We start from the raw sequence: 19193 nt of genomic DNA, 5'->3' as shown, positions 1-19193 counted from the left end.
TCAAGTAATAAACATTTTACTGCTCATCCTTTCGTGCTCGATCTGGATGATGTCTATCTGCGGAGCAAACTGCCATATGCCGTCCAGCGGCCTGTCGATGAACGACTCTACAGTTTTAGAAATGGTCGGCTTTAATTCGTCCAATATCCTCTGGCCGTCGAGGTGCTGCAGCATGCCAAGCCTGAGCGCGGCTGCAATTATGCTGACAGAGAATGAGTAGAGCATCATCATCCCTGCTTTGCGCTTTGGGATAGAAAGCGCGCTTGCGGCAACTCCAAGGGCCACGGGATAGGGCCCTGACGCGCGGCCGTCCTTTATCGCATCTGCATAGTCTGCCAGCATTTTATTGTCCTGTATAAACGAATGGACGCATTTTACCAGCTGCGTGCCGGACCTTATCGAGGCACTGCGGATCTCCTGCACGAGCCGCATCGCGACTATTGTGTTGTCTACCTCAAGCAGAAGGGAAAGGTTGGACGCAGACGCGTGTTCGTAGGCATTGCCGAGCGCGGTGCAGTCGGCGGGACCTATCTGCTGCTCGAGGAAAACCTTTATCAGGTCTCGAAGTTCCGCCGCGTTCATCTTGTTGTTTTTTCTGCCGCCGTAAAAAATCGCTTCCAGCCCGCTGGACATCGTGTACATGCCGGTGGGAAAGAAAGAGTCCGCAAGCTGCAGCATACTCAGATCAGTTATCATGTCTGAAGAAGTATTGTCAGTGCTCATGCACGTCCAGCCCCTCGTTTGGCTCAAAGACCATCTTCATGCTCTTTATCTCCAAGTGATCCCGGAGTGGAGAAAACATTTTCGTAAACATTTCGATCTCGGATTCCGACTGTATCGGAAAATAGATCTTGCGGTCTTCCAGCTTCAGCGGCCTGTGCAGGTTCCCTATGGCGTGCCCGACCCGGGCAGGGATTTCCACGACATCGTCCTTGTGGAGGTTATCCCTTACCTCCAGAGAGATGACGTTCTCCGGCTCTAGTTCAAGGACGACCATCTTTTCGTCGGTGAGCAAAAGGACGTCGCCGTGCCGAAGCTTTGTGCCGGAGGGAAGCGTCAGGGCGATGTCTGTGCCCTTGTCCGTCGCCTTTCTCATCCTCACGCGCTGAGACTCCATCCTGTGTATCTTTATGGATTCGCACAGCAACCGCGACGACATTTCTTCGTGTCTTTTTCTCAATTCCTTGTCACGGTAGATGTTCCCCACGACCGAATCTATTGTGAGCAATGTCATTGCGCCCTGTCCTTCTTTTGCCCGCCTGTCTCTTGGTTATGCTTTACCGCCTTTATCAAGTCTGTGAGCCTCTGGGTATAGTCGACATGGCCCAGGTGCGCAAAGGCGGATCTTGGGACGAATGCGAACAAGAGCCCGTCGTCGTCCATCCGGACTTTCGCGCCATTTTCAAATTTCTCGGCTATGATGCAGGTGGTGGCCCTGTGGTCAGGATAGTCGAGGTTCAGGTGGGAGGCAGGGTCTACCAAACCTGACATCGACTCTATCCTGCCTGCTTTCAAAGTCACGTGCCTTATCCTGGAGCAGTCCACCACGTGCATCTCTTCATCGACATTGCTTTCTTCGACGCAGTGCCTTATCATTGAACCGGCTACTACCTCTTTGATTCAGAGAACGCCTGCTGGCTCAGGTCTTCGGCTGCCAGGTTCCTGTCAATCCTGAGGACGGATTTGGCGATCTCGCCTGCCGACTGGAGCGCCGTCGTCTTTACCATCAGCGGGTCCACCACGCCCATCTTCCACATGTCGGCCGGCTCCCCGGAATTGATGTCGATTCCGTACCCCGGGGGCGACGCCTTTGCGGCCATCACCTTTTCAAGCCCATTAAAGCCGGCGTTGGTGAGTATCTGGCGCATTATACTTTCAAGGGCAGTTGTCACCACTTCAAGGCCCACCTGCTCCAGACCCTTGAGCCGGAGCGCCTTTACCTTCTCCATCACGTGCAGTTCGGCCGCGCCTCCCCCTGGCACGATCCCGGTGTTAAGCGCCGCCTCTGCCGCGTTGACGCCGTCTATTGCGGCCCTCCAGCGCTCAAGGGACGTCTCTTTTGTCGTGCCTGACACTATCATCGTGACGATGTTGCGCCCCGACCCGCCTTCAAGGCGGATCAAATTATTTTCTTCGTCTTCACTGACGCGCTCGGCGCAGCCGAGTATGTCCGGCCTGCCAAGGTCTTCCATGACGCGGACCGGCTTTGCCCCGATGTACCGGCACAGATGCTCGATTTCCTCGCTAGAAATTCTAGCAGCAAAGACCCTCTTTGCGACCAGCATGTCTTCGACGGCAGGGTCAACCTCCGGCGACGCTATCAGTATCACGTTTGCGCCTGTGGACAGCATGGCGTCTACCGCCTCCTTTGATTTTTTGATTCTGTCGTTTTCCATCAGGAGGATTTCCTGGTACTTGTTGTTCTCCTTCATCCACGCCTCCTTTACGGGCTTCAAGTCGAGCCGGGTTATCATTATCTTTGCCTTGCTTACCTCCAGGGGAAGCTCCGGGTCCATCCTCCCTCTTTCAAGAACGACTCCGTTTATGACTTGGTCTTCCATGCTGGTCTTGCGGATGACCATTATCGACTTGTTGAAATCGTACTTGCCGCCGTTGAACCTTGCGTTCTCCCCGACCGCCCTCAGGGCGGATAGCACAAGGCCGGCGAGCCTTTCGCCGTCGAGCTTTGACGCAAGGGAGGTCCTCACCACCTGTTCGAGGACAGAGTCGTCAATTGCAATCTGCCTTGCCTCCTGTTCCAGCAGGCTGCACGCGTGCCTTACTCCGCTGTCTATCCCCTCGACGACCTTGGTTGGGTGGACGGCCAGCTCCTTTATCAGCCTCTTGCCCTCCTTTATCATCTCTGCAGACATTACCACCGCAGTCGTCGTCCCGTCGCCCACTAGCTGCTCCTGCCTCTCGGCTATTTCCACTATCATCCTTGCCACCGGATGGATGGCCTTTAGCGAGAGAAGTATCGTTACCCCGTCGTTAGAGACGTGCCTGTTCATAGTCTGGTCCACCAGCAGCTTGTCAAGCCCCTTGGGCCCAAGCGTTGTCCGGACCGTGTCGGCGACAGCCATCACGGCGTTAGAATTTGATTCGAGGGCGTTGAATTCGACGTTCTCTGCCATCGGCCGCCAAACTCCGCCAAAAAATGGGTTCGACATATTGTGTACTACTAATTGCATCATGCCGGCGAAGATAAAGATATTTCAACCAGAGACAGGAATATAAAAAAAGAATATTGTTCTGTGGCAGGCCATAGCAGTATTGTCCTGCGCCACAGGTTTTGTCAGGCCATAAAGTACCTCTGCGCCAAGCTCAGCTCCGCCGCTGGGTCCACCGTCGCTATCTTGCCGTCCAGCTTTACCTCGTACGTTTCCGGGTCTATGTCGATTTTTGGCGTGGCGTCGTTCCACATCATGTCCTTCTTGCTGATATGCCTGCAGTTCTTTACCGGCAGGCAGGTTTTTTCAAGCCCCAGCTTTTGCGGGACTCCTAGCTCAATCGCGCGCTTTGAAGTGAATGTGTAGCTGGTCTTGTGGACGGCTTTTCCCATGGCGCCAAACATCGGCCGATAGTACACTGGCTCTGGCGTCGGAAGCGATGCGTTCGTGTCGCCCATTATCGACCACGCGATGAACCCTCCCTTCAAGACCATCTTTGGCTTTGCGGGAAAGAATGCCATCGGGTACATTACAATGTCGGCATACTTGCCCACTTCGATGGAGCCCAGGTACTCTGATATGCCGTGCGTGATCGCCGGGTTGATGGTCGTCTTGGCGATGTAGCGCTTGGCCCTAAAGTTGTCGTTGTCGCCTGTCTCCTGCGGAAGCCTGCCCTTCATCTTCTTCATCTTGTCCGCAGTCTGCCACGCGCGTATGACCACCTCGCCTATCCTTCCCATCGCCTGGCTGTCCGAAGAATACATGCTGAGCACGCCTTCGTCGTGCAGGACGTCCTCGGCCGCGATGGTCTCTGCGCGTATCCTGGATTCTGCAAACGCGACGTCCTCTGCGACTGCAGGGTTCAGGTGGTGGCAGAACATGAGCATGTCAAGGTGCTCGTCGACGGTGTTCTTGGTGTACGGCCTTGTCGGGTTGGTAGACGACGGCAGTGCAAAATGCTCTCCGGCTATCTTCATGATGTCCGGCGCGTGACCGCCTCCGGCGCCTTCCGTGTGGTAGGTGTGGAGCGTCCGGCCGTCTATGGCGTTAATCGTGTCCTCGACATAAGCGCACTCGTTGATAGAGTCGGTGTGTATGGCAAGCTGCGTGTCCGTGGCGTCGCACGCCTTGAGGGACGCGTCCAGCACTGCGGCAGTAGTTCCCCAATCCTCGTGATCCTTCAGGCCACAGGCTCCCGCATCTATCTGTTCCAGCTGCGTTGCAAGCGACGGGTGCGAGTCGTTTCCCTTGCCCAGGAACCCCCAGTTCATCGGGGTGTCCTCTATCGCCTCCAACATCCTGCTCATGTTGAACACGCCGGGAGTGCAGGTAGTGGCGTTGGTCCCGTCCGCGGGACCCGTCCCTCCTCCAATCATGTTGCAGACGCCGCCGCTTATGGCGTCGATGTACTGCTGCGGCGCAATGTTGTGCACGTGGGTGTCAAAATGGCCAGCGGTGCAGATGGTGTGCTCGCCTGCGGTGGCTTCGGTGCACGCCGAGACTACCATGTTCGGGCTGATTTTGTCCATCGTGTAGGGGTTTCCCGCGCTTCCTATACCGGCAATCTTGCCGTCCTTGATGCCAATGTCCGCTTTCACGATTCCAAGCACAGGGTCCAGAATGACGGCGTTTGTAATGACAAGGTCAAGCGCGCCGTTTGCGCTCGTGACTCCGGGCGTCTGCGCAAGGCCGTCCCTTATGGTCTTGCCGCCACCAAAGACTACCTCGTCTCCGTGCGAGATGAGGTCCTTTTCAACCTCTATCATCAAGTCGGTGTCGCCTAGCCGGACCTTGTCGCCCGTCGTGGGACCATAGAGGTCGGTGTATTGCTTGCGGGTTAGTTTGAGAACCATATTTTTTTATCACCTACGCTCCACCAAAGCCAAGCTGCCTGGCTTTCTCTATCGCGTTGCGCATTACCACGCTTGAATTCATGCTGCCCATGGTCAGACCGTTGAACCCGTAGCAGATCCTCGCCCCGGCTAGCTCGCACAGTTCCACGTCCTTGCTGTCTCCGGGCTCAAACCTCACAGAGGTCCCGGCGGGTATGTTCAGCCTGTACCCAAACGCCTTTTCCCTTGGAAAGTCAAGCGCCCTGTTAACTTCGAAAAAGTGCGTGTGCGAGCCTATCTGGCACGGCCTGTCCCCCTTGTTCTTTACGGTCAATTTGACGGTCCTTCTGTCGGTGTTGCAGACCACGGGCTCTGACGACAATATGTATTCCCCGGGAATCATGGCCTTGTTTCCGGCCTCCTTCCTTCTTTCAGCGCCCCTTGCGGGCTGTTGTTGTTGTTTTTTTTTAAAACCTTTTCTTTTTTCTTGGCCATTTTTCTAATCTCACCTATCATTATTGGACTGGATCGTGCACGGTGACCAGCTTGGTCCCGTCTGGAAACGTTGCCTCCACTTGGACAGTGTGTATGAGCTCCGGGACGCCGGACATGACGTCGTCTTTTTTCAGCACGGTTCTTGCCGACTGCATGAGGTCGGCCACGCTTTTTCCTTCTCTAGCGCCCTCCACCACATAGTTTGCGATAAAGGCGACCGTCTCGGGATAGTTCAGCTTTATCCCCCTCTCCTTGCGGCCCATGGCTATCTGCGCTGCCGTCCAGATCCACATCTTTTCCATTTCTCTCGGTGCAAGCATCATTTCTGCAGGATATACCTCCGTGACTTGAATGCTGATCTGACTATTTTAAATTTAGAAAAATAAACTACTACAATAACAATTCTTGTCGATTTCCTCGTCACGCGCGATCATTTTCAGTTAATGTTAGTCTACGTAGACTGATTTCTGTCGCTGCAAGCTAGTGAAAAGAGAGAGAAGGATCAGGCAGGCTGGCAGTTTGGAGGAACTGCCACGCTCAGCCAGAAATGGATCTGCTGGTAGATGCCGTTCTTGCTTACGGGCAGGGTAAAGTCAAGCCTGTTTCCATCCTTGGTCCATATCGAAAGGAAATTGGAAACTATGGCCTGGCCGAACATGTTTGTCACCGTTGTTTCCAGCCCCTTTCGAAAACCGAGTCTGTCGATGTCAGAATACCAGATGAAATATGCATTTTCATCGTTTGCCATCTCGGCAGGTGTTCTAGAAGCCTGCTTCTTGATTTTTGTCGTTGGGTCCTTGCCTGCAATCAGGAGAGAGGGATAAGGCGCGAGGCCGGCTACGAATCCTAGGTCCACAAAATTTGTGGCCAAGCTCTTTTTTGTCACGATGACCCGGCTCGTGGTAAAGTCGAGAGAATAGTTCCTTGACCACCCGCCCTTTTTTTCGGAGCTTAATCTCAGGATAGTTGCTTCGACATTGTTTTCGTGGCACCAGTCGATGTACAGCCTGACCTTCTCTGAATCAGACTTGTCCTGAATCCTTGCGGTATAATCCTGAAGGAATTTTTGAAACATGGTCGGGGTCAATTCTGCTGCTCATCCTCCGGACATGCGACCTGACGTGACAAGATAGGTGGAATGGCCATCATGCCGCTACGGCCTTGACCACCCTATGCCTGCCGGAATGTGCTGGAAGCCGGACGTGGCAAGCAGAAACACCCACGCGGTAAACACGAACGGGCCGGTCAGGGCAGGCAGCCCCCACACCCCAAAGAACTTCTGCAGTGCAGGCATCAGAAACGAGCAGCCTATCGTTGCAAAGACCGCCATTGCAAAGGACGCCGGCGTGAGAGGCACAAAGCTTGTCAGGGCTATCATCACAAGGACCTGATTGAACCCGTGCAGTCCCAGCCGGATCTCTGCAGTCGGGAGTTTCGTGAGTATGGCCATCGCAACTCCTATCCCCGACCCCAACAGCGCCATCAGGCCGGCCAGGTACAGAGGCGAAAACGGGTCCCACTGCGTAGTATACGCGTTCGTCCACCAGGGCCTATCCTGCACGCCGGCGATAAACGGGGCAAGCTCAAATGCAAGCGTAAGGCCGACGACCCAGAACAGCCCCGTCTTCCAGTTTTCCACGAACGTGACTTGGGACACGCCCTTCAAGGTGGCGATGATGAACTCCTTTGGCGTCCACTTGAAGGCAGACTCTTGTACCAACGCGTTTCCGCTTCCAGAAATCAGATCTTCCTTGGGCGGAGGGGCAGGAGCAGGCCATATGTCGTGGCCGAACCTCTTTGTGGCATACATCAGCGCCCACGTCGTAAAGATAAAGGATGAGGTAAAGCCGGGGATCGCGTATCCTTTTCCGCCCTGTACGAAGACGTCTCCCATCAGGTGCGCAAAGGCCATCCATGTGAACGCCGTTATCGCCGCGCCAAAAACAGAGATGAAGAACGTGTACTTGTTTGCCTTGACGAAGGGCCCGGAATAAAACGCCATGCCCGTGAGGATAGAGTTGTAGCCAAACAGTCCGAACGTCACGAGGCCATAGTCGGCGCCTGCAAGGATGGCGATGCCTGCGCCTATCATGCCGGAAAGCGCCATCATGCCGCCTGCTTTTCTCGATGCAAGCGTCACTCCTGCAAGGATGAGTATGCCCGTTATCGGAGAGCTGAACAATGGAACTTCGGCTATGCCGTTGAACAGGGTAAAGAAAAAGTCTAGAGCAGGGTTGCCCGTCGAAAAAGTCGGTATGGCCATTACACTGGAACTTTCTGAAAGTTCAGTTTAACAATTTGTCAGCCACGCCGATTTATTAATTAGAAATTGTTCTTCCTCAAAAACGATTCCTGCTCTTTTGTAGATATTGTGCATGTCAGCATCGCGCTTCTAATGTACGAGAATATATGCTTGCGCATGGCATTTTCAACCTTTTATAGATGGCATTCCACTGCTACCACGTGGGAAAACGAGTATTACGGATTTACGTCTACGTAATACCCCTAATAATAAGGAGCGTCGCCGATGGCTGACGGGTGGACGTTTGTCCTGACCTCGATACCAGCGATGGTGGTCCTCGGGATGAGGCACGCGCTTGAAGTTGACCACATCACTGCAATAGACAACCTCGTACGGCTGCACAACGCCAGCAAGAGGGCAAGGCTGGTGGGCACCGGATTCAGCACGGGCCACATGATCTCTGTGCTTGGGGAAATGATTTTCATAATCTACGTGATCGGAAGCGCCACGGGCGCCAGCTCACTTGCGTTCTGGGGCGGGATAATCGGCGCAATAGGCATAGGAACAATCGGCGCAAGCAACATCTATGCGATGAAAAAGTGGGGCAGGACGGGCGCCGCCATCCTTGCAAGCAAGGTTCTGTCAAGGACAGAGATGCTCGGGCCGTTTGGCTCCGCGCTGATAACAGGGATGGTCTTTGGACTCGGTTTTGACACTGCGACGCAAATCTCGGCAATCACGCTGTCGGCAGTAGCTTCAGCGACACTTGGCATTCAGGTGGCACTGGTGCTTGCAGGGGCGTTTGCCGTCGGGATGATCCCGCTCGACACGCTGGACAGCTTTGTACTCCGATCCGCATTTTCTAGGATATTCAGCACGAAGGGCTTCAGGTACCTGTCGTACGCGCTGAGCGGCGTGGCACTGTCGGTTGCCGCGATGGTATCGTATTCGATTCTGGCAGGCACGGAAATGATTCCAGAGTGGCTTGGTCCGGCGCTCGCAGTCGGGATAATCGCCACCTCGTTTGGATATTCGTACGTTACAAAGGCAAGAAGAGAAAGCAAAGAAGGAGGTGGTGTCATCAAGGAAAAAATGCCGCACAGCCACCCTCCCAATTTTCGCAAAGGAGAAGAAGACGGAAAAGCCAGCCCGGGAGGAGCCCTGTAAAAATTATTCAAGGACAGCGAGCCAATAGATGCTGTTGTCGTTGGATAGCATCGACCGGCTTATCCTTTCAGAGCTCTGCAAGAATTCAAGGCAGGACGCTGCAGAGATATCCGACCGCTTGAAAAGTCACGGCCACAAGCTAAGCGAGTCAAAGATAGAATCCAGGATCAAAAAGTTAGAGCATGAGGGAGTGATAACCGGATACACGGTATCGGTCGATCCTAAAAAGATTGGAAGGCGCGTGATAAGGGTGGCGCTTGGCACGTTCAAAAATTCGCAGCACCTTCCGACGAGGATAGAGGGCTTGAAAAAATACCTCGCAGACGCGCCGTTCGTGTTGTTTGCGAGCAAGACAAGGGGAGGGTACGACTGGATATCCGTCCAGGCGTTTCCATCCGAAGAGATGGCGGACGAAGAAGGCGACGTGTTCAAGAACGTGTTCGGAGACATCATACAGGTGTACGAGGAATACGACTGCGTCCCGCTAAAGGACCCGTCTGTCCACGCCCTTGCGTTCACTGAAAAGGAATACCGAAAATTCCTTGGCGAGTGGAACCCGCCGTCTCTTCCCTGATGATGAAAGAAATTATTATTATTAGTCAGTCTTTCAGGCTGTTTTTGAACCGGATGTTTTCATCGATCAGCGAATGGATTTGCAGCCGCATATTCATCAAGTAGTTGATTATCTCGCCCCTCTTGTCCGGCTCGATAGTGGTGTGCACCTCGTTAATGAGATCGTCAGTCCTGTTGAGCGCGATCTTGAGGGTCAGCGATGCCTTTCGGACCACGACGACTGCTCTTGAATGACGGGAATGGGAAGCGATGCTGCCGTCAGCAATTTCATCATCGTTATTATTATCATTGAATCCCTCTTCGTTTCTCAGCGTCGTCTTTAGCTCACGGATCTGCCTGACCGTCAGGTTGTTGCTGATGACGGCGCTTGCTATCTTGGACTGCGTTTGCGCGGGAATCCGGGCCAGTTCCATGCCCTGACTCACGTTGAGGGTGTTATTGGAAATTTTTTGTATAATGTCTGTAGGCAGTTTTAGCAGCTGCACGTGGTGCGAAACATATTCCTCGCTCTTGCCTATTTTCCGGGCAAGCTCGCTGACGCCGCCCCAGCCAAAATCGACGATGTACCTGCGGAACGCTTCCGCCTCCTCTATCGGGTCCATTGACTTTCTTTGAATGTTTTCTGTGAGCTGCATTTCAAACGCCTGCTTGTTGGACAGCTCCCTTATCCTTGCAGGGACGAACCTCCAGCGCAGGGTCCGGCAAGCCTGGAACCTCCTGTGCCCCGCCACGATTTCAAAGACGTTTCCAAGGGGCCTTATCAATATGGGCTGGATGAGACCGTGCTCCCGTATGCTGCCGACCAGCATACTAAAGTCAGAATCGGTTTTCTGAAATTTGTCCCGAAGCGCAAACTGCGACGGGCGGATCATCTTCATCTCGATTTGTTCGATTACACTGGAATCGACAAATTCCACTTCTCCAATAATATCGCTGCTGGGCTACTTATGCTTTCTAGGTTTCATCATAATTGCGGATCATTATGATGAATTGCTTAATAAAATACTACTTTTCTTCTAGAAAATTTTAGACGAAACAATTTTCAGTCTTTTTTGCTTGTCAAGAGCCTCTATAATATTTTACAGACGGCATCATCGTAATTGGTTCCGCCTCCTTCTTTTCGAATAAAACGCCTCCTCCGGCCCGAAAAGCTCCCGTACGTCGGAAGGGAGCAGCTCGTGTTCTATGGATGCTTGGCCCAGCGCCAGATCCTTCATGAAATCGTCGCCCACGATTTCGGCAAGATGCGCGGTGGGGCGTATGTACTCTTTCCCAACCCAAGAAGGATATGCTGGCCTTGCGTACCGGCATTTGTCGGTGAGCCTCAGCGTAAAGTACCAGGCAAGCCCCTCCCGCAATTGATGCGGGTGGTTCTTTGAGATTATCCCGTGCAAGAGCTCGTGCAGGTAGTGGCCGAACTTGGCCGCGTCGGACCTGATAATTATCTCTTTCAGGCGGTAATCCGTGAGGCCTACAAGCCTTGCATCATTGACAAAGGGTTCGGACTGTCTTCTCCTGGATGCCACTTGGACCTCCATCTCCCAGCTTCCGCGGCATATCAGCACGTCAAACGAAGTGACTATCCCAAAGTATGCGCTTATCGCCCTGTTTGCATATTCAACAAGGGAGGATATTTTGCAGGCCTCTTCGCTAGTCACTTCTTCTCCACTGAGAAAGGTAACTTGGCATTTTTGCGGCATGCGCGTGTATACTGGTATATATCACGTCATCCTATTTCAAATCTTATCTAGCCACGGTTGGAGATTTTTTTCATGAAGGAGCTTGACATAATTATCCCTCATGAGCAGTTGGGCGCGCTGAACGAGATACTGCACAAGCACAAAGTAGGAGGGATGTATTTTGTCCAGATCACCGGACGCGGCAAGGCCGAAAGGAAGGAGGTAGAGATCCACGTTGAGACGTACAAGACGGGAAAAAGGTATGTCCCGGAATTCGGCAGCAGGACGATGGTGGTCGTAGTCATCCCCGACTCTATGCAAAAGCCGGTTGTCGATGACATCCTGTCAAGGCTCAGCACTGGCGAGGCAAGCGACGGCAAGATTTTCGTCAAAGACATCCACGAGGCGTACGACATAGGCACAAAAGCTTCCGGAGAAAAGGCCGCGCTTTAGGCTAGATAGATAGATAATTAATTAAAATTTCAATTCATCAATCAGACAGGAAAAATTCATGTTGCTAGAAGAACCGAAAACGTGGTAGTCATGAACTGAAAAAGGAGTAGAGAGAGAGTGGTAATTCAGTTATCACTCTTCATGCTTTTTGTGTTGTCTGTCTCACCAGTCATAGTCGTCGTTGTGATCATGGTCCTTGTTGTGGTGCTTGTGGTGATGATGGTCATGATCTCCGTCGTGATGATGGTGATGATGATGTCCGTCATCGTGGTGGTCGTAGTGGTCGCCGCCATCAGCAAATGCAGCAGTCGGCGCTGCCATCACTGATGCTACCATCGCGACACCCACGGCCAAAAGGGCGAACGTCAACATCTTTTTCTTGTCTTCCGTTACAGTTGTTGTTGACATTGTACGATCGATGCAGTACAGGTTTTAATCATTTGGGAAACAATTGGACGCGATAAACTTTTGCAAGGACAGAATATGATATTTTTCCAAGAACAAAGTTAAGCCAGTCTTTTATTCGATGCAGGGATCGCGTCGCTATGTAGCGCGGCATTGTCTTGGCAGGTACATGGGCATTTCTTGCGTACGTAAAGTGCGGCTGCCATTTGGCCGTCTGCTCTTTGCCTGCTTGGTTATGCTTTTTTGACCGAGCTGGAAAACTGTGCACGAAATGAAATATTGGAGCGGAATACAGACTGAAAAAAGAGAGGAAGGAAGAGGTGATCGCAAAGATATGGAGGAGAAGAGAAATTGAATCTCTCTTCTCGGCAATTTCCTCCTTCCTCCTCCCATCTTCTGATGCACATGCAAGTTTCTGCATCCACTCTCGATCATCGTCGTTGTCGTCGTCTATCAAGATGAGCGACTAGTTCTTCCGATTCGGTACTCCTCACGCATTATTTCATGTGAGAGCAAGCTCACCCTCTACGTTTTTACCTGTTGCAACGAACTGTTGAGTCACAGGAGGGTTATATTTTAGGGATAGATGATTGCTGTTGCCATTGAAGGTGATTGTGGCGCTATTGGCATTTATCTTGTTCTCGGTGAACAAAGATGCAGCGAGCTTGCCTTTATCACCATCCTGATCTGTAAAATCTGCATTTACAGTCAGTTTTGCGCCGCTGGCCTTGAGAGAGATATTGGAAAGATCATATGTTGCAGCGGTGTTGCCTTTGTTGTCTTTGATTTCTGCATTTCCAGACACAGAGCCTTCTTGTACCCGAATGATAGTGCCCTTCTTGCTATCGATGTCCACTACTCCTTCAATGTGTACGAATGCGTTTGCATTTGAACCACTTACCTTTCCAGGAGCATTTATGTCAAGTGTGAATTGCTTGGTAGCACCAACGTTACCCTGAATAAGGCATTGAGCACCAGGGGGACAGCCGCCACCGCCGTTATCGTTGCCCTGGTCCCCTCCTGGCTCGTTGCCACCACCAATATTACCTACCGCATCTTGCGCAATGATGCTTTGCTGCGGGTTTAGAGGTTCTGCCGCCGCTGCCGACCTTGCCATGCCGCCAATCGCGGGTGCTATTGCCAAGCCTAACGCAGCAACCACCAAAATGAGCATGGCTGCATTTCTTGGGCTGATAGTACCTCTGCTGTTGCTACTTACAGATTTCTTTTTTTTGTTGAAAAAAGACATAGTATGATAATAAGCTTCAGGCAAGTAAAAAGTCTGGCGTCACCTTCTACCCTAGTAATTATTTGATATAATTTCTGCTAATTGCTTTAGCTTATAATTTCAATAGCAGTTATACCAGAACGTCTATCTCGTTTGTACATTTAATTCAAAAATTGCATATATATTATTGGCTCCCGCTATACGGGTAGAGACTGGGGCATTTCAAATTACAAGCGTGTACATCCGCCTTTACTAAAAAATAACTATAGTGTCATTTCGTTTGCCCATCATATATGAAATAAGGAAAGGTTGAAAGAAAAAAGGAGGAGACGGATCTCCTTTCTTCTTTTATCGACCAGCCTTGTTACATAGGGCCGGTAACTTTGGTGCACTCTGTCGCTTGCTCATCACCCATACGGGCTTGCTCGCATTCTTGTTGAGAATTCCAGCAACTCTGGTCTTCAGGGTCTCCTGCTACACCGTAGCACCATGAATTATGCGTAGATTCGTCAGGCTGTGCATTTGGATTTTGAAAACATTCACCCGTGGCTTCTTGGTCTACCATCTGCATATCTTGGCATTCCTGTTGGGAATTCCAGCAGCTGGTCAGCTGTTTGCCATCGGCATCGGTACCCTGGTTATAGCACCAAGAATTGTCGGTGTTCATGTCATTCATGCCGTCGGCACTGTTGTCTGCCGGGGCATTGTCGTCATTGGTACCGCCACCAGCAGTACCGCCGCTGATTGCAACCTTGTCTGGGACGATGAAGCTGCGATTTGGAATGTGCACTGTAGAAGGTTCGGCAGCTGCTGTTCTGGTTATCAGGCCAGCGCCGAACGCGGGCGCCAAAGCTATGCTCAATGCAGCAACTATCAAAATAGTCAGTAATGCTGCATCATTATTTCTTCTCGGTTTACCATCTTTTCTGTCAACAACAAAAGACATTTCGATATGATATCTTGACAGCAATAAAAAAATATAATGTCGACGCATACTATGGCAATTAATCTATAAAAATATGGGTAATTGCATTATCTTCGTATCCTATAGGTATATAGATATACAAAATGTACTGGATTTTTTAGTTTGCTCAAGGCAAGCCGCATCACGCATAACTGCAAAATACAATTTCGGTTAGATAAGTGGCAAAAATTTGCAAAATCATGCTTTTTTTATAACTTGAATTTTCACGATAAGTACATTATATGCTACATTTACTCAAGGCTTTAAAACTACCTTAACGCTATACGTTACATAATGTCTGTGTCTGTGAAGCAACTTTACTTATTGATAGTAGGAGCCCTCGTCGCGTCACTTGGCACCATAACAACACCGCTTGCATTTGCAGGGTCAGCCAGCGGCCAATTCACAAGCGTCGCTGTAGGAGGAAGCGTCGGGAGTAGCAGTAATGGCGACGACGAAGCCTCTGCTACAGACTCGGCAACAAATGGAGAGGAGGGGCGAGACTTTGACGCGCAGGGAACAATCAATACAAGAACAGACATTACAGAATCCCTAAGTTATAATTTAGAGGGTAGTTGGAATATCCAAGTAAGAAATGGCGAAGTTGTACAATTTGACGCAGCCATGGCCGCCACACCTTCTGACACCAATCTTGGCAAGTCCCACTCTCATGAATTACTGAACTATCAGCCAACGACCGTGGGTGTTTTGGATTCTAATAATAACTTCTTTACCAGTGGCATGATTGACATTGGAACTAATGGCAAGGTATCATGGCAGAATGTACCCGTTGTGATAACTTTTCGTGATAACGGCGGGACGATCACCATCACACTTGATGACACAAAGGCAGGCCATCATTTTGCAGGACAGCCACTAACTGGCACAGTAGAATCAATCACGCCATGTCTAGAGAATCCAGGACCTGCGATGTCTATTGAAAACATTTGCCAAGCGGCAGGAACGGCAAATGATGAAGGAAATGGTGACACGGGCGCAGGTTTTAGCGGTGGCAGCAGTCAATTTACCGTAACAATCGATAGCGATACGTTTGGGCCTAATGAAACACCCGGAGTTAGCGGCAAGGTGAACGACGGAGCTGCGGGCACGGTGGCGCAGGTAGATGTTCTGGATTCTTCAGGCAAGGTAGTGTACAACACCGTGGCAGGAGTCTCGTCGGATGGCAGCTTCTTTACGACATTGAAGGAGTTTTCTCCGGGTCAGTACAACGTGGTGGTGACTTATCATGGGAAGACAGGTACCGCAAACTTTGAAGTTGTAGAGACTGGAACATAGAATATCATGTAGCACGCGCATGTACGAAACGAGAAGGTCTTTGCAATAGTGTAACATGCTATCTTGTCGCCAAGCGGTACGGCCTGCCGGGCCGGAACGCAATCGTCCTTGCAGACACTCTGTCGCGGATGCCGCGCCTGTTCACCTCGTTGTTCTGCGGGCGGGACGTGCCGTGCTCGTCCACTATCTCCACCTCGACGTCATCGTGGAACTTTTTCTTTACAGCCCACGCCATCGAAAGTGCCATTCTCATGTTGCCGTCGCCTATCTTGACCACCTTTCTGTGTGAGCTGACGCCTCCAAGCACCGCGGAAATCTGCTCTACGGCGCTTGCAGGTGACGACTCGACGATGCTTGCTATCTCTTCGTGTAGGTACATGATTGAGATGCCTATCCTGTTGCCCGGGTCGATGCCGATTGTCAGCTGGTCGTCTGCGTGCGAGCCCACTATGCTCCGGAGTATCTTTGCCTTGGCTATCGCAGGGTATCTCGCAAGCTCGGTGTCGAGCATCACTGCCTTTCTTCCCGAAATTATGCCCGCCTCGTCGCGCGTGGTAATTACTACCTTGCAGTCAGAGTCTGCCGCTTCTTCCGGCGATATGGAATCGTACCTAACCTCCATCTGCTTTAGCGCGCGCGTGATTTCATAATACGGCCGGCCACGGATAGTCGCCACTGCCACCTTGTACTGTTGTTGAAAAAGCTCCTTTGTCAGGGGCGCTTCATCATCGACAGCTAGCTTGTATTGGAAATCGCTTTTAAGCTTTACTTCTTGCCGGCCTTGGCGGGTTTCGATTCCTGGCCTAGGACCGTCTTTACGATGCTCTCGACTGCCTTGTCAAACGAGGCGTCGATATTCTTTTTTATCGCGGCCAGACTCGTCTCGGCCTCCTTCATTATCTGCGTGGACTCGGACTCGGCTTCCGCCCTTGCCGCTTCTACTATCCTTTTGGCCTCCTCGTTTGCCATCGATATTATCTGCTGCTTCAATTTGTCCACCTCCTCGTTAGAGTGCGCAAGCAGGCGCTTTTTCATTTCGTCCACGCGTGCGTTCATGCTGTCAATGTCGCTTTCTAGCTCGGCCAGCGCGCCGACGATGGACTCTACGGCGGAATGCGAAGTAGCGGTAACGGTAGCAGCGGCCTTATCGTGTCCCAAGACGAAAGAATTGCCGTGGCAGGGCTATTTAAAAGTATGAGGGGCTCTGCTGTCAGGTCGTGAGCGTCAGGATCGCCTGTGCCATGTCGCCCTTTGATTCGGTCAGCGCCTGGACTGCCTTTTCCCTCGACACGCCTGCCTGCTGCATGACAAGCAGTATGTCGTCCTCCTTGAAAGTCGGCACGTCGCGCTGCTTTTCCTCGATGTCGGTGGCGACCACCTGGAAGATGGTGCTGTCCTTGCCCTTCATCTCGATGATCTGCGGCTTGACCAGGTAGAATTCCTTAGTGTCGGTCTTGATTATAACTTCCTCGACGTTTGGCATCTCCTTCATGTCGAGGCCCATCTTGTCCAACATGCGCCTCATTTCGCGGTTGCCGCGCATCATGTCACAGTTGCTATGCCGTCCGACCTTTTATTCCTTCCCGCACTTTGACTGCTACACCCTTTGAAAACCTGCCCATCAGGCCGGCGCCGAGCACGGCTATCCCGACTGCAATCACGCTGTTATCCCCATCAAGGACGGCGACATCAGAGCCCGTCTTCACGTTAGAGCCGCACCACTGTACGTGGCGGCAGAAAAGCGACCGTCCCTCGCTCACAAACGGCACAGCGTCGGCGGCTGGAACCACGCAGTTTTCCCGGAAAGCGGGGCTGTTTTTGGCAAAAAACCGCGCTCCTTCCACGGTGAGCGCAAGCCCGCCGTCGGTGCGCAGGGTAGCGACAAGAGCGCCATCGATTGAAAAGTTCTTTATCCTGCCCGTTTTTCGCGAGTATTCAAACTGCATGTTGTCATTGGCCGGCAGGGCCTCTGACACGCCGGCACCAAAGACGGCATCAACGTGCAGGCAGACCTTTTCCCGTGCGTCGAGCGGTAGCGGGTTCAAGCACTGGGTTTGCAGAAATCCCCCATAAATACAGTGCCACTTGACTGTAGCTTGTTCGTTCTATATAGAAAATGGGTAGGCATATATAGAATCAAGTAAAAACCAACAATCGATGGAGAGCATTATAGAAAATGGCAATGGCAAGGCCGGCCACGGAGAAGAAACAAGGAAACTGCAGTACACCGGCGGCTCGTCGTACATTGTCTCGCTTCCTAAAAAGTGGATACAGGAGCTTGGCCTCAAACAGGGCGACCACGTTACCATATTGAGACAGGGCAACTCTACATTGCAGATTGCCCCGGCGTCAAAGCGCGTCACAAAAGAGCAGAGGGACGCCACGATAGAAGTCACAAAGGACAACAACCCCTACTTTATCGCAAGAAAGCTCATCGCGCTTTACTTTCTTGGCTATAACGTCATACACATAGTCCCAAAGGACGGCAGGCTGCAGGTGGAGCAGCGCGATGTCATCAAGAACATCGCCCGGCGAATACTCATGGGGACCGAGATAATAGCAGACTCGGCTGCGGGCATTACGCTCCAAGTGCTAATCAACTTGCTTGACCTGTCAGTGGACGCCGCGTTCAAGCGGATGCTCTTGATTGCCAAGTCAATGTACCGCGACGTGATGATGGCGCTCCGTGAAAACAACGCCGAGCTTGCAGAGGAGGTTGTAAAATCTGACGATGAAGTTGACAGGTTCAGCTTTTACATAGTCAGGCAGCTAAAGATAGCCATCAAGAACGAGCACCTTCTCAAGGAAATCGGCCTTGAAGAGCCGCGCAACTGCCTTGGCTACAGGCTGATTGCCAAGTCGGTCGAGCGCGTCGCCGACCACGCGGCCATAATCGCCAAGGACATCATAGATATGCGCCAGCCGGCAAACAAGGAAGTCATCGAGAAGATAGACGAGATGTGCAGTTTTGCGCTGGAGGTCCTCGACGACGCGTGCCTGTCGATGTTCAAGCGCGACTACGAAGCCGCTGACAGGGCGATTGAAAAGGCGCGCAGAGTCGACGAGATGGAAAGAGCGATAATAAAGTCGATCTCAAAACCAAAAGACGCAAGCGAGATATACAGGGTAAGACTCATCACCGAGAACGTCCGGCGCGTGTCAGAGTGCGCAAGCGACATTGCGGAAATCGTGCTCAATATGACGGTGCAGCAGACCATCAGGAAAGGTTAATTTCGCCCGCCTGCATCTAGCCGGGTGGTAATGTCCTACTGCGAGCTGTGCGGCAGGCCCGCCGCTGAGAGGAAGATGGTCATAGTCGACGGTACCGTTTTCAAGGTTTGCATGTCGTGTTCAAAGCACGGCAAGCCATACACACCCGCGCAGGTGCCATCAGCGGCGAAAAAGAAAAAGGCCGCTTCCACTTCTGCCCCGAGGCAGGCAAAAATCGGCATGGCAGACGACCTCGTGCTCGACCCCGAGTTTCCGAGACTCATCAGGGAGGCTAGGATGAAAAAGGGCATCACGCACGAGCAGCTTGGAATGCAGATGAACGAAAAGGCCAACCTCCTCAGGAGGTTCGAGACGGGTGCGCTCAAGCCGGACGAGATCTTTGCAAAGAAATTGGAGCGCCACCTTGGAATCAAATTATACACAAGCGCTTCGGCGGCAGATAAAGAAGAAAAGTGAAA

Annotated in this window: 25 protein-coding genes; 6 read left to right on the top strand and 19 right to left on the bottom strand. The window is 51.9% G+C overall.

Annotated features, from left to right (window positions below; genetic code table 11):
* The 9 genes from ACYOR7_RS14400 to ACYOR7_RS14360 form a co-directional block, all read right to left on the bottom strand.
* Positions 1–723, bottom strand: coding sequence for an urease accessory protein UreF (locus ACYOR7_RS14400; RefSeq protein ID WP_294806223.1), 723 nt, complete (start codon positions 721–723; stop codon positions 1–3).
* Positions 713–1234 carry an urease accessory protein UreE gene (locus tag ACYOR7_RS14395; protein WP_479914396.1) on the bottom strand — a complete coding sequence of 174 codons (522 nt, stop codon included), beginning with the start codon at positions 1232–1234 and terminating at the stop codon, positions 713–715. The genes ACYOR7_RS14400 and ACYOR7_RS14395 overlap by 11 nt, the downstream gene beginning before the upstream one ends.
* Complete coding sequence (locus ACYOR7_RS14390) at positions 1231–1596, bottom strand: hypothetical protein (RefSeq protein WP_294806217.1); 366 nt, start codon at positions 1594–1596, stop codon at positions 1231–1233. Before ACYOR7_RS14390 ends, ACYOR7_RS14395 begins: the two co-directional genes overlap by 4 nt.
* A gap of 11 nt (positions 1597–1607) precedes the next feature.
* Positions 1608–3170 carry a TCP-1/cpn60 chaperonin family protein gene (locus ACYOR7_RS14385; RefSeq protein ID WP_479914395.1) on the bottom strand — a complete coding sequence of 521 codons (1563 nt, stop codon included), beginning with the start codon at positions 3168–3170 and terminating at the stop codon, positions 1608–1610.
* A gap of 125 nt (positions 3171–3295) precedes the next feature.
* Entirely contained in the window at positions 3296–5023 is a 1728-nt protein-coding gene (gene ureC / locus ACYOR7_RS14380; RefSeq protein WP_294806213.1) for an urease subunit alpha, read from the bottom strand.
* 13 nt (positions 5024–5036) lie between these two features.
* Positions 5037–5405 (bottom strand): urease subunit beta, encoded by a 369-nt coding sequence (locus ACYOR7_RS14375; protein WP_294806210.1) that lies wholly within the window; start codon positions 5403–5405, stop codon positions 5037–5039.
* A 112-nt stretch (positions 5406–5517) separates the two neighbouring features.
* Complete coding sequence (locus ACYOR7_RS14370) at positions 5518–5820, bottom strand: urease subunit gamma (RefSeq protein WP_294806208.1); 303 nt, start codon at positions 5818–5820, stop codon at positions 5518–5520.
* 179 nt (positions 5821–5999) lie between these two features.
* Complete coding sequence (locus ACYOR7_RS14365) at positions 6000–6584, bottom strand: hypothetical protein (protein ID WP_479914394.1); 585 nt, start codon at positions 6582–6584, stop codon at positions 6000–6002.
* Positions 6585–6650: 66 nt separating this feature from the next.
* Positions 6651–7760 (bottom strand): urea transporter, encoded by a 1110-nt coding sequence (locus tag ACYOR7_RS14360; RefSeq protein ID WP_479914393.1) that lies wholly within the window; start codon positions 7758–7760, stop codon positions 6651–6653.
* Positions 7761–8024: 264 nt separating this feature from the next.
* Between ACYOR7_RS14360 and ACYOR7_RS14355 the strand changes: the two genes are divergently transcribed.
* The gene (locus ACYOR7_RS14355) at positions 8025–8906 is read left to right on the top strand and encodes a HoxN/HupN/NixA family nickel/cobalt transporter (RefSeq protein WP_479914392.1); all 882 of its coding nucleotides are present in this window, start codon (positions 8025–8027) and stop codon (positions 8904–8906) included.
* 34 nt (positions 8907–8940) lie between these two features.
* Entirely contained in the window at positions 8941–9480 is a 540-nt protein-coding gene (locus tag ACYOR7_RS14350) for an Lrp/AsnC family transcriptional regulator (protein ID WP_479914391.1), read from the top strand.
* Positions 9481–9505: 25 nt separating this feature from the next.
* Here ACYOR7_RS14350 and ACYOR7_RS14345 read toward each other — a convergent pair whose 3' ends face one another.
* Both ACYOR7_RS14345 and ACYOR7_RS14340 read right to left on the bottom strand, forming a co-directional pair.
* Complete coding sequence (locus tag ACYOR7_RS14345) at positions 9506–10396, bottom strand: ParB/RepB/Spo0J family partition protein (RefSeq protein WP_294808183.1); 891 nt, start codon at positions 10394–10396, stop codon at positions 9506–9508.
* Between the two features lie 174 nt (positions 10397–10570).
* Positions 10571–11137, bottom strand: coding sequence for a hypothetical protein (locus ACYOR7_RS14340; protein WP_479914390.1), 567 nt, complete (start codon positions 11135–11137; stop codon positions 10571–10573).
* Positions 11138–11251: 114 nt separating this feature from the next.
* Between ACYOR7_RS14340 and ACYOR7_RS14335 the strand changes: the two genes are divergently transcribed.
* A complete protein-coding gene (locus ACYOR7_RS14335) occupies positions 11252–11611 on the top strand; it encodes a P-II family nitrogen regulator (RefSeq protein ID WP_479914389.1) in 360 nt (119 codons plus the stop codon).
* 162 nt (positions 11612–11773) lie between these two features.
* On the opposite strand, the gene ACYOR7_RS14330 is transcribed toward ACYOR7_RS14335, so the two are convergent.
* The 4 genes from ACYOR7_RS14330 to ACYOR7_RS14315 all read right to left on the bottom strand — a co-directional run bounded on the left by ACYOR7_RS14330 (position 11774) and on the right by ACYOR7_RS14315 (position 14190).
* Positions 11774–12019, bottom strand: a complete 246-nt coding sequence (locus ACYOR7_RS14330; RefSeq protein ID WP_479914388.1) for a hypothetical protein — start codon at positions 12017–12019, stop codon at positions 11774–11776.
* 28 nt (positions 12020–12047) lie between these two features.
* Positions 12048–12473 carry a hypothetical protein gene (locus ACYOR7_RS14325; protein WP_479914387.1) on the bottom strand — a complete coding sequence of 142 codons (426 nt, stop codon included), beginning with the start codon at positions 12471–12473 and terminating at the stop codon, positions 12048–12050.
* 45 nt (positions 12474–12518) lie between these two features.
* Positions 12519–13265, bottom strand: coding sequence for a hypothetical protein (locus ACYOR7_RS14320; protein WP_479914386.1), 747 nt, complete (start codon positions 13263–13265; stop codon positions 12519–12521).
* Between the two features lie 343 nt (positions 13266–13608).
* Complete coding sequence (locus ACYOR7_RS14315; RefSeq protein ID WP_479914385.1) at positions 13609–14190, bottom strand: hypothetical protein; 582 nt, start codon at positions 14188–14190, stop codon at positions 13609–13611.
* 312 nt (positions 14191–14502) lie between these two features.
* Here ACYOR7_RS14315 and ACYOR7_RS14310 point away from each other — a divergent pair, with 312 nt between their 5' ends.
* Positions 14503–15504, top strand: a complete 1002-nt coding sequence (locus tag ACYOR7_RS14310; RefSeq protein ID WP_479914384.1) for a hypothetical protein — start codon at positions 14503–14505, stop codon at positions 15502–15504.
* Between the two features lie 58 nt (positions 15505–15562).
* Here ACYOR7_RS14310 and ACYOR7_RS14305 read toward each other — a convergent pair whose 3' ends face one another.
* The 4 genes from ACYOR7_RS14305 to ACYOR7_RS14290 all read right to left on the bottom strand — a co-directional run bounded on the left by ACYOR7_RS14305 (position 15563) and on the right by ACYOR7_RS14290 (position 17549).
* Positions 15563–16180, bottom strand: coding sequence for a hypothetical protein (locus ACYOR7_RS14305; protein WP_479914383.1), 618 nt, complete (start codon positions 16178–16180; stop codon positions 15563–15565).
* Between the two features lie 89 nt (positions 16181–16269).
* Positions 16270–16662: a hypothetical protein gene (locus ACYOR7_RS14300; RefSeq protein ID WP_479914382.1), complete on the bottom strand. Its 393-nt coding sequence runs from the start codon at positions 16660–16662 to the stop codon at positions 16270–16272.
* A gap of 52 nt (positions 16663–16714) precedes the next feature.
* Entirely contained in the window at positions 16715–17050 is a 336-nt protein-coding gene (locus tag ACYOR7_RS14295) for a nascent polypeptide-associated complex protein (protein ID WP_294808117.1), read from the bottom strand.
* Positions 17051–17060: 10 nt separating this feature from the next.
* Entirely contained in the window at positions 17061–17549 is a 489-nt protein-coding gene (locus ACYOR7_RS14290; RefSeq protein ID WP_479914381.1) for a PUA domain-containing protein, read from the bottom strand.
* 112 nt (positions 17550–17661) lie between these two features.
* Here ACYOR7_RS14290 and ACYOR7_RS14285 point away from each other — a divergent pair, with 112 nt between their 5' ends.
* Together ACYOR7_RS14285 and ACYOR7_RS14280 are read left to right on the top strand one after the other, a co-directional pair.
* Positions 17662–18735, top strand: a complete 1074-nt coding sequence (locus ACYOR7_RS14285) for a PhoU domain-containing protein (protein ID WP_479914380.1) — start codon at positions 17662–17664, stop codon at positions 18733–18735.
* A gap of 30 nt (positions 18736–18765) precedes the next feature.
* Positions 18766–19191: a multiprotein bridging factor aMBF1 gene (locus ACYOR7_RS14280; RefSeq protein WP_294808125.1), complete on the top strand. Its 426-nt coding sequence runs from the start codon at positions 18766–18768 to the stop codon at positions 19189–19191.
* Positions 19192–19193: the final 2 nt, after the last annotated feature.

The organism is Candidatus Nitrososphaera sp. 86-2, from assembly GCF_056726185.1.
Note: the sequence above shows the minus strand (reverse complement) of the source record. Positions and strands in the feature narration are given on the sequence as shown.